Source organism: Streptomyces sp. SID11385 (genome assembly GCF_010548245.1).
In the GTDB taxonomy this organism is placed as follows: Bacteria; Actinomycetota; Actinomycetes; order Streptomycetales; family Streptomycetaceae; genus Streptomyces.
This window is the reverse complement of record NZ_JAAGLR010000315.1, coordinates 1-8,431: the sequence shown is the minus strand read 5'-3', so window position 1 is coordinate 8,431 and position 8,431 is coordinate 1. Positions and strand designations below refer to the sequence as shown.

Here is an 8,431-nt window from a genome sequence, read left to right as displayed (position 1 = left end):
CGCCCGTGACCCTCCACGCGCACCCCGACCCCTGGGCCACCGGGCCCTCGCCCGGGCTCACCCCCCGCGCCGCCGCCGACGCCGACGCGCTCCTCGTCCCGGTGTGGCCGGTGGGCGCGGCGAGCGAACAGGTCGTCGCGGCGGCGACCGAAAGCGGCACCCCCGTACAGGCGTACGTCACGGCACTCCCACCCGCGCGGCCGGACGAAGTCCCCGCGCACGCACGGCGGTTGCGGGCGGCGGGCGCGAGCGGGCTCGGGCTCTACCACCTGGGTCTCGCACCTGCCGCGCGCCTGGAGGTCCTGGGAACGATCGTGCGCGAGTGGCAAGAGGCGGAAGGAACGAAGGCATGACGGACACGACCGGCACCAACTCCGTGACGGAGGCTGCCCGCAGGGCGGGCGCGGCGGCGGAGGACTTCGGCGCGCTCGCGCCCGCTGCACGCCGCGACCTGCTCGACGCGTGCGCGGCGGCGCTGGAGGAGGCGACGGACGAGATCGTCGCGCTGGCGGCCGAGGAGAGCGGCTTGGCAGCGGAGGCGTTGCGGGGCGAAATGGCCCGTACGACCGGGCAATTGAGGCTCCTCGGCGCGCACGTGGCTGCCGGACGCCACGCGCCGGAACGGGTGTCGGCGGGCGTCGCGGCGGGGGGCGCGGACATCCGCACCGTCCATGTCGCGGTGGGGCCTGTCGCGGTCTTCGCGGCGTCCAACTTCCCGTTGGCGTTCGGGGTGGCCGGAGGCGACACGGCGTCGGCGCTCGCGGCGGGCTGCCCGGTCGTGGTGAAGGCGCACCCGGCACAGCCGGAGACGGGGCGGGCAGTGGGGCGCGTGCTGGGCGCGGTGCTCCCGGAGGACGTGTTCACGCTGGTGGAGGGCGGTCCGGACGTCTCGCTCGCGCTGGTGCGGGCCCCGGAGATCCGCGCGGTCGGCTTCACGGGCTCCCTGGCCGGAGGCCGCGCCCTGATGGACGCGGCGGCGGCCCGCCCGGACCCGATCCCGGTCTACGCCGAAATGGGCTCCCTCAACCCGGTGTTCGTCCTCCCGGGGGCGGCGGAAAACGAGGAGTGGGCGACGGCGCTGGCGGGATCGGTGACGAGGGCGATGGGCCAGCTGTGCACGAAGCCGGGCCTGATCGTCGTCCCGGAGACCCCGGAGGGCGAGAAGCTGGCCGCGCTGCTGGCGGAAGCGGTGGCGGCGGCCCCGTCGCACCGCATGCTGACGGAGCCGATGGCCCGCGCGCACGAGGAGTGGGGCACGGCGGCCCGCGCGATCCCGGACGCGACGGTCACGGCCTCCCCGGAGGGCCCGTTCGCGGTCCGCGTCCCGTCAACGGCGTTGAGGGGCCCCCTCCTGGAGGAGCACTTCGGCCCGGCGGTGGTCATAGCAACGGCCCCGGTGTCGTCGTACGGACCGCTGTCCCGCACCCTCCCGGGCACGCTGACAGCAACACTCCTGGCAACCCCGAAGGACGAACCGGCGGCGGCCCCCTTGCTCCGCGCCCTGACCCTCCGGGCAGGCCGCATCATCTGGAACGGAGTCCCGACGGGGGTAGCGGTCTGTGACGTGATGGTCCACGGCGGCCCGTGGCCAGCGACGTCGGCCCCGTGGTCGACGAGCGTGGGGACGGCGGCGGTGGAGAGGTTCGTGCGGCCTGTTGCGTTGCAGGGGGTGCCAGCGGGGGTGGCGGGGGGATTGAAGGGGTGAGGCAGGCCCCGCGCGGCGGGGAGCCGTCGTCCAGGTCGCAGTGCTCACCGGTCTGCTTGGGTCCAACCCCGCACGCGCGGGGAGCAGTGCGACGCCCCCGAGGACGGCGACCCGGTGCCGGGTCCAGCCCCGCACGCGCGGGGAGCAGCGAGACCGCGATGGAGGCCGTCCGCGCGGCGGGGGTCCAGCCCCGCACGCGCGGGGAGCAGCGCAGACAGAGCAGAGAGAACGGAGTGACATGGGGTCCAGCCCCGCACGCGCGGGGAGCAGCGACAGGTAGAAGTACGGGTTGACCGCGTTCGGGGTCCAGCCCCGCACGCGCGGGGAGCAGCTGATTCCTCGCGCACGACGGCGCCCGTGTGCGGGTCCAGCCCCGCACGCGCGGGGAGCAGACGACGTCCGCGATGCGCTGCGAGAGGACGCCGGGTCCAGCCCCGCACGCGCGGGGAGCAGCCTGACGGCGATAATGCCGGTGAGCCCTGGAAGGGTCCAGCCCCGCACGCGCGGGGAGCAGTCTCGGTGACCTGCGGGTTTAGTTTGGGTGGGGCTTCAGATGTGCAAGCTTTGAAGGTTCGGGCATTTGGGGCGTATCAGAAACCGTTGGCCGGGTGGTTCGCGTCAGAGCCTAGCCAACCGTTGCCAGGGTCCGCAGCGGAAAGCCGTCGGTTGCGGGTGGGCGTTCCTGCGGGGCCTCGGGGCGCCGGCCCTCGCTTCGGCCTCCCCCGCCGCGAGGCGGCCGCCCCCTCACCCCACCGAGCCCCCCACCCCCTCCCCCGCACACGCCCCGTCGAACTCGCACCACACCCTCTTCCCCGCCGCCCTCTCCCGCGACTCCGCGTTCCAGCGGTCCGCCAGCGCCCCTACCAGCCACAGGCCCCGGCCGCCCTCCGCCTCCGGCTCCGGCAGTTCCGTCACCCGGTCCGGCAACTCCTCGTCCGCGTCCAGAACTTCGATCCGCAGCGGCCCGTCCTGCCACACGACGCACCGCACCCACACCTCCCTCCCCACCGGCGCCTTCCCGTGCACGACGGCGTTCGCCACCAGCTCCCCCACGCACAACTCCGCCGCCTCCGTCACCTCGTCCCGCACCTTCCACAGCGCGGCCTGCTCCCGAAACGACGCCCGCGCGCGGGAGGGCGTGCGCCGGGAGCGCGGGAATCGGAACTCAATCTCGCCCGTGGGGAGGGAATTTGCGTGATTCATGTCTCACAGCCTGCCGACACTCTCTTACGCTGCGTAGCGGCGACGCGGGTACACACGCGGCTGTACCGCGCCGGTGATCAGGAAGCGGGTGAAGCGATGAACCAGGAGAGCGGCGATCCGCCGATGGCATGGCGGTACGCGGGCAACCAAGTGCGCCTGTGGCGGGAAGGAGCGGGGATCACGCGCGAACGGCTCGCCGACGAGTGCGGTTACAGCGCGGAGTACGAGAAGTCGATGGAGTACGGCCGCCGAAAGCCGACCTCGCGGCTGCTGGAAGTCGCCGACCAGATGTGCGACGCCGGAGGGAAGCTCCTGTCGGGCACGCAGTTCCTGAAACCGGAGAAGTACCCCTCCCGCTCGGCCGACTTCATGGCGGCGGAGGAAGAAGCGGTAGCGGTCCACGGGTTCGAGCCGCTTCTCGCGCCCGGCCTGCTCCAAGAGGAGCGGTACATGCGTCTCCTCATGGCGCACAGCTTCCCTCCGATGGACATAGAGGAAATCGAACCGAAGGTGCAGAACCGCTTGGCGCGTCAGGCGCTCATGCGCAAACGCACCACAACGCTCTACAGCTTTCTGGTCTACGAGGCCGCGCTGCGCACCAACATCGGAGGCCCGGAGGTCATGCGGGCGCAGCTCTTCCACATGCTGGAGTCGTCTCAACTGCCCCACGTAACCCTTCAGGTCCTGCCGATGGGAGCCGGATTCGGGCTCGCACTGCATGGGACGATCACACTGCTGGACAATCCGGACCACACTCGGTATGCCTACACAGAGGGCCAGAAGACGAGCGCTCTCTACAGCGACCCCGCGCAGGTGAACGCCCTGACGCAGACGCATGGCATGATCCGTATGCACGCTTTGAGCGCCGAGGAATCGGCCAGGTTTATCCGGAAGGTGGCGGACGAGCTATGACGGACCACATGGAGTGGACCAAGTCCACTTACAGCGACGGTGACGGCGGCAACTGCGTCGAAATGGCCCGCACCCCCCACACCATCCACATCCGCGACTCCAAGACCCCCGCCGCCCCCCACCTCCACCTTTCCCCCGCCAGCTGGACCGCCTTCCTCGACTCCGCGGCGGAAGGCCGCTGACGCGGCGAGGACCCCTCAGATGTGCAGCTCCAACTCCCATTGCTCAAACGGGGGTTGCACCACATACGCGGGGTCTTCGCACTGCCTGATCCACTGCGCGGCCCGGTAGGACGCCGTGCCGTCGTCGAGCACCGCGCGTCCCCCGTTGTCGACTTCGAGAACGTTGCAGAAGATCGCGAAGACCTGTTCGAGGCCCGAAGGGTTCCCGAAGAGGTTGGGGCGGTAGTCGAAGTCTTCGAGGAGATCCAGCTCCAGCGTCCCGTTCGCGAGGAAGAAAGCGAAAAAGCGGAACGAGGCGCTGATGTCCGCAGAGAGGTGTGCCATAGGCGCATCCTTGGCAGCGCGCTACGTGTCACGCAACGCAAATTCGCCAACCACCGTCCCGACGCCCCGTGTTACCGTCTCCCCTGCCGTGCGCAAATCGCCGTCCGAGGAGGTGAGTCCGATCAACGCTGTGTCCGTAGTGACAGTGGCCGGGACTCCCTCGTCGCCCCCGCATGGCCGAGGGAGCGCCCGCGCAAGCCAGTGAGGACGGCTTGGTATGCGGTTCATCTCTTCCACCCACGCCCACAAGGGCGTTCGCGAACAGTTCTTTTCCGTCGGTGAGGTCCCCGGGGTGCTCTGGTCCCCGGAGGACGCCGAAGGGCCCCGCCCGCTCGTGGTCTTGGGACACGGGGGCGGGGAGCACAAAAACGCCCCGCGCATTAGGGAGTTGGCGCTGCGGCTCGTCCACGCGAGCGGGTTCGCGGCCGTGTGCGTCGACGTGCCGGGGCACGGCGACCGGCCGGTCGACCCGGCGTACGACGACCTCGCCCGCACCAATCAGCGCCGCGTCGCCGAGGGCGCCGAACTCGCGCCGCTCATAGCTGACTTCCAGGCCATGGTCGCCCGGCAGACCGTCCCCGAGTGGCGAGCCGCGCTCGATGCCGTACGCGAACTGCCGTACGTGGGCGAGCGGGCCGTCGGGTACTGGGGCGTCTCGCTCGGCTGCGGGCTCGGCGTGCCCTTCGTCGCGGCCGAACACCGCGTGCGGGCAGCCGTGCTGGGGCTCGGCGGAGGCGATCCGGCCGGGGCGGTGGGCATCTCCGTACCGGTGCGTTTCCTCGTGCGGTGGGACGACGAACGCGTCCCGCGCGCCGACAGCCTCGCTCTCTTCGACGCGCTCGGCTCGGCGGACAAGACCCTGCACGCCGGGCCGGGCACGCACTCGGCTCCGCCGGAGGCGCACGAACTCGATGACGACGTACGGTTCTTGATCCGCCACCTGAGCGCGGCGGCCTGAGAGCCGGAGGCGGGGCCCGCCCCCTGTACGGGCCCCGCCTCCCTCCCCCTCAGCCGAACTGGCCGGGCTGGTAGTCGCCCGCCGGCTGCCGCGTGATGACGTTGAGGCGGTTGTAGGCGTTGATGATCGCGATGAGGGCGACGAGGCCGCTGATCTGCTGCTCGTCGTAGTGCTTCGCGGCCTCGGCCCACACGTCGTCGGGGACGCCGCCCGCGCCGTCCGCGATCCGGGTGCCCTCCTCCGCGAGCGCGAGCGCCGCGCGCTCGGCCTCGGTGAAGACGGTGGCCTCGCGCCACACGGCGACGAGGTTGAGGCGCAGTTGCGTCTCCCCGGCGGCGAGGGCGTCCTTCGTGTGCATGTCCGTGCAGAAGCCGCAGCCGTTGATCTGGCTGGCCCTGATCTTCACCAGCTCCCCCGTCGCCGGGGGCAGCCCGCTCCCGTCGATGACAGGCCCCGTCCTGGCGAGCAGCCCGACGACCTTCCCGGCCACCGCGTTGCCGAACACGTTAAGTCGCGCGTCCATCTCGTGCTCCCTGTGTTTCGTCCGTTCCGCGTTCTCACCCCTTCGACCGGACAGCGACTGGAAGTGTGACAACCCACGGAATGGCCCCCAGCTCCGCCCGGCTCCCTCCGCCGTTCACCTGACACGAGAAGTGCCCAGGTGGTCGAATGGCCTACCGCGTTGAGCGTGAGGAACCGAGGAGTGCGAGACATGGCAGCAGATGTCCCCGGCAGCGCCGCGCAGGAGGAACCGGAGCCTGGGCGACGTGTTCTCGCACTGCTGGACAAAGCCATCGGTTCGCAGACGGTACTGGTGCGCAAGCACATCGCCAGGGCCCGTCAGCGGCACCCGGAGGCGACCCCCGCCCAGACCATCCGGTCGCTGGAGCGGATGTACGTCAGTGCGCTGACCGGGACGGGGGCGGCGGTGGGTGGCAGCGCCGCCGCGCCGGGAGTCGGCACAGCCGTGTCTCTGGCGCTGTCGGCCGGTGAGGCGTTCTCGTCGCTCGAACTGAGCACTCTCTTCGCGCTCTCGCTCGCCGAGGTGCACGGTGTCCCCATCGACGAGGTGGAGCGCCGCCGGACGATCGTGATGGGCATCCTGCTCGGCGGCTCCGGCTCCGCCACCATCGGCAAGGTCGCGGAACGAACCGGGCAACACTGGGGACGACAGGTCGTCGCGAAAGTGCCGGTCGAGACCCTGCGCCGGATCAACAAGGTCCTCGGGAAACACTTCGTCACGAAGTACGGGACCAAGCAGGGGATCATCGTGCTCGGCCGCGTCGCGCCGTTCGGCATAGGCGCCGTCATCGGCGGCGGCGCCAACGCCGCGCTCGCCACTTTGGCAGTCCGGGCCGGCCGACGGGCCTTCGGCCCTCCGCCCTCGGCCTGATCCGGGGGCGGGCAGGCGGGCGCGGGCGGCCCGGGAGTGAGGCCCCCGTCTGTGGCACGTGCCCCCACCCGCTACTGCACCACCTCCGGACCGTGCGCCCGCAGCACCGCTACTCCCCGGCCCCGAACCCGTACGCCCCCGCGATCAGCTCGTACGACCGCAGTCGCGCCTCCCCGCCGTGGGCGTTCGCTGTGATCATCAGCTCGTCGGCGCCCGTGCGCTTCTGGAGGTCGTTCAGGCCCTCGCGGACCGCGTCCGGGGTGCCGTGGACGATGTTCGCGAGCCAGCCGTTGACGAACTCCTCCTCCATCGGCGACCAGTCGTACGCCTCCGCCTCCTCCGGGGTGGGGACGAGTCCGGGGCGGTTGGTGCGCAGGCGGAGCATGCTCAGGGCGCCCGTCATGACCTGGCGGCGGGCCTCGCGCTCGTCGTCGGCGGCGAGGGCCGCGACGCCGATCAGGGCGTACGGCTCGTCGAGGACCGCCGAGGGGCGGAAGTTCTCGCGGTAGAGGTCGAGCGCCGGGATCGTGTTCTGCGCGGAGAAGTGGTGCGCGAACGCGAAGGGCAGGCCGAGCATCGCGGCGAGCTGCGCGCTGAAGCCGGAGGAGCCGAGGAGCCACAACGGCGGGCGGTGCGGGGACTGCACGCCGCCGGGCGAGGTGGCCTGGACGGGGCCGGGGACCGCGTGGATACGGCGGTAGGGGTGGCCGTCGGGGAAGTCGTCGTCGAGGAAACGGCCCAGCTCGGCGACCTGCGCGGGGAAGTCGTCCGCGCCCTCGCCGGGCCGCTCGGTGCGCCGCAGCGCCTGCGCGGTCGCGCCGTCCGTGCCCGGGGCCCGCCCGAGGCCGAGGTCGACGCGGCCGGGAGCGAGCGCCTCCAGCGTGCCGAACTGCTCCGCGATGACGAGCGGCGCGTGGTTGGGCAGCATGACGCCGCCCGAGCCGAGGCGGATGCGCTCGGTGTGGGCGGCGAGGTGGGAGAGGATCACGGCGGGCGAGGAGGAGGCGATGCCGGGCATCGAGTGATGCTCGGCGACCCAGTAGCGGTGGTAGCCGAGCCGCTCGGCCGTCTTCGCGATCCGCACGCCGGTGGCCAGGGCCTCGCCCGCGGTGTGCCCGGCACCGACGGTGACCAGGTCGAGTACGGAGAGCGGTACGGGGGCGCTCCCCTGCGCGGTGCCTCGGATCTCGTCCACGTCGTCCACCGGTCATGCCTCCAGGTCGTGCGGTACTGCGGATACTCCGCCGCACAACAGGAGGGGCCCGCCGGTTATTCCCCGGGCGGTCCCGGCACACGCGCCACCGCGCTCACCGCACGCGCCACGGCCCACCGCAGACGCCACGGCTCACCGCACGCCCCGCCCCTCACCCCACCACGGGCGGCTGCACGGTGAAGAGCGTGCCGAGCGCCGGTTCCCGCACCCGCCGCTCCGCGAGCCGCAGCGCCTCCCACACGCTCACCTGGTTCGCGGTGAGGACGGGGCGGCCGGCGGCGACCTCCAGTTGCGGGATGTGCCCGGCGGTGCGCAGGGCGGTGCAGGCGAGCAGGACGCCGTCCGGGCCCGGCTCGGCCGCGTCCCGTACGAGCCGCGCCTGCGCCTCCGCGTCCCAGGCGGCGGCCTCGGTGGGGCTCGCGGGGCCGCCCGCTACGGCCCGTACGACCTCGAAACCGGCGGCCCGCAGGTAGGCGGCGAAGGTCTCGGTCTGGGCCTCGCCGTACGGCGTCGCGAGCGAGACGCGCTTCATGCCGAGTTC

Annotated in this window: 9 protein-coding genes, 2 pseudogenes and 1 CRISPR repeat array; of the genes and pseudogenes, 6 read left to right on the top strand and 5 right to left on the bottom strand. The window is 72.1% G+C overall.

Annotated features, from left to right (window positions below):
- Together G3I42_RS09620 and G3I42_RS09615 are read left to right on the top strand one after the other, a co-directional pair.
- Positions 1-353: pseudogene (locus G3I42_RS09620) on the top strand (hypothetical protein); the annotation flags it as partial.
- The gene (locus G3I42_RS09615; RefSeq protein WP_164284278.1) at positions 350-1,705 is read left to right on the top strand and encodes an aldehyde dehydrogenase family protein; all 1,356 of its coding nucleotides are present in this window, start codon (positions 350-352) and stop codon (positions 1,703-1,705) included. The pseudogene G3I42_RS09620 and the gene G3I42_RS09615, both read left to right, overlap by 4 nt.
- A gap of 58 nt (positions 1,706-1,763) precedes the next feature.
- A CRISPR array of direct repeats spans positions 1,764-2,219; the repeat unit is 29 nt; unit sequence GGGTCCAGCCCCGCACGCGCGGGGAGCAG.
- A gap of 230 nt (positions 2,220-2,449) precedes the next feature.
- On the opposite strand, the gene G3I42_RS09610 is transcribed toward G3I42_RS09615, so the two are convergent.
- Positions 2,450-2,908, bottom strand: a complete 459-nt coding sequence (locus tag G3I42_RS09610) for an ATP-binding protein (protein WP_164284277.1) — start codon at positions 2,906-2,908, stop codon at positions 2,450-2,452.
- 96 nt (positions 2,909-3,004) lie between these two features.
- Here G3I42_RS09610 and G3I42_RS09605 point away from each other — a divergent pair, with 96 nt between their 5' ends.
- Both G3I42_RS09605 and G3I42_RS09600 read left to right on the top strand, forming a co-directional pair.
- Complete coding sequence (locus tag G3I42_RS09605; RefSeq protein ID WP_164284276.1) at positions 3,005-3,820, top strand: helix-turn-helix transcriptional regulator; 816 nt, start codon at positions 3,005-3,007, stop codon at positions 3,818-3,820.
- Positions 3,817-4,002, top strand: a complete 186-nt coding sequence (locus G3I42_RS09600) for a DUF397 domain-containing protein (protein WP_164284275.1) — start codon at positions 3,817-3,819, stop codon at positions 4,000-4,002. Before G3I42_RS09605 ends, G3I42_RS09600 begins: the two co-directional genes overlap by 4 nt.
- Before the next feature lie 15 nt (positions 4,003-4,017).
- Here the strand turns inward: G3I42_RS09600 and G3I42_RS09595 are convergent, their stop codons facing one another.
- The gene (locus G3I42_RS09595) at positions 4,018-4,326 is read right to left on the bottom strand and encodes a hypothetical protein (protein ID WP_164284273.1); all 309 of its coding nucleotides are present in this window, start codon (positions 4,324-4,326) and stop codon (positions 4,018-4,020) included.
- Between the two features lie 217 nt (positions 4,327-4,543).
- Between G3I42_RS09595 and G3I42_RS09590 the strand changes: the two genes are divergently transcribed.
- Positions 4,544-5,284, top strand: a complete 741-nt coding sequence (locus tag G3I42_RS09590; protein ID WP_164284271.1) for an alpha/beta hydrolase — start codon at positions 4,544-4,546, stop codon at positions 5,282-5,284.
- A 49-nt stretch (positions 5,285-5,333) separates the two neighbouring features.
- On the opposite strand, the gene G3I42_RS09585 is transcribed toward G3I42_RS09590, so the two are convergent.
- On the bottom strand, positions 5,334-5,807 hold the full coding sequence (locus tag G3I42_RS09585) for a carboxymuconolactone decarboxylase family protein (RefSeq protein ID WP_164284269.1): 474 nt from the start codon (positions 5,805-5,807) through the stop codon (positions 5,334-5,336).
- 189 nt (positions 5,808-5,996) lie between these two features.
- Here G3I42_RS09585 and G3I42_RS09580 point away from each other — a divergent pair, with 189 nt between their 5' ends.
- Positions 5,997-6,677: a hypothetical protein gene (locus G3I42_RS09580; protein WP_164284267.1), complete on the top strand. Its 681-nt coding sequence runs from the start codon at positions 5,997-5,999 to the stop codon at positions 6,675-6,677.
- A gap of 109 nt (positions 6,678-6,786) precedes the next feature.
- On the opposite strand, the gene G3I42_RS09575 is transcribed toward G3I42_RS09580, so the two are convergent.
- Positions 6,787-7,881 carry an LLM class flavin-dependent oxidoreductase gene (locus G3I42_RS09575; protein ID WP_164284265.1) on the bottom strand — a complete coding sequence of 365 codons (1,095 nt, stop codon included), beginning with the start codon at positions 7,879-7,881 and terminating at the stop codon, positions 6,787-6,789.
- Positions 7,882-8,041: 160 nt separating this feature from the next.
- A pseudogene (locus G3I42_RS09570) lies at positions 8,042-8,431 on the bottom strand (decarboxylase); the annotation flags it as partial.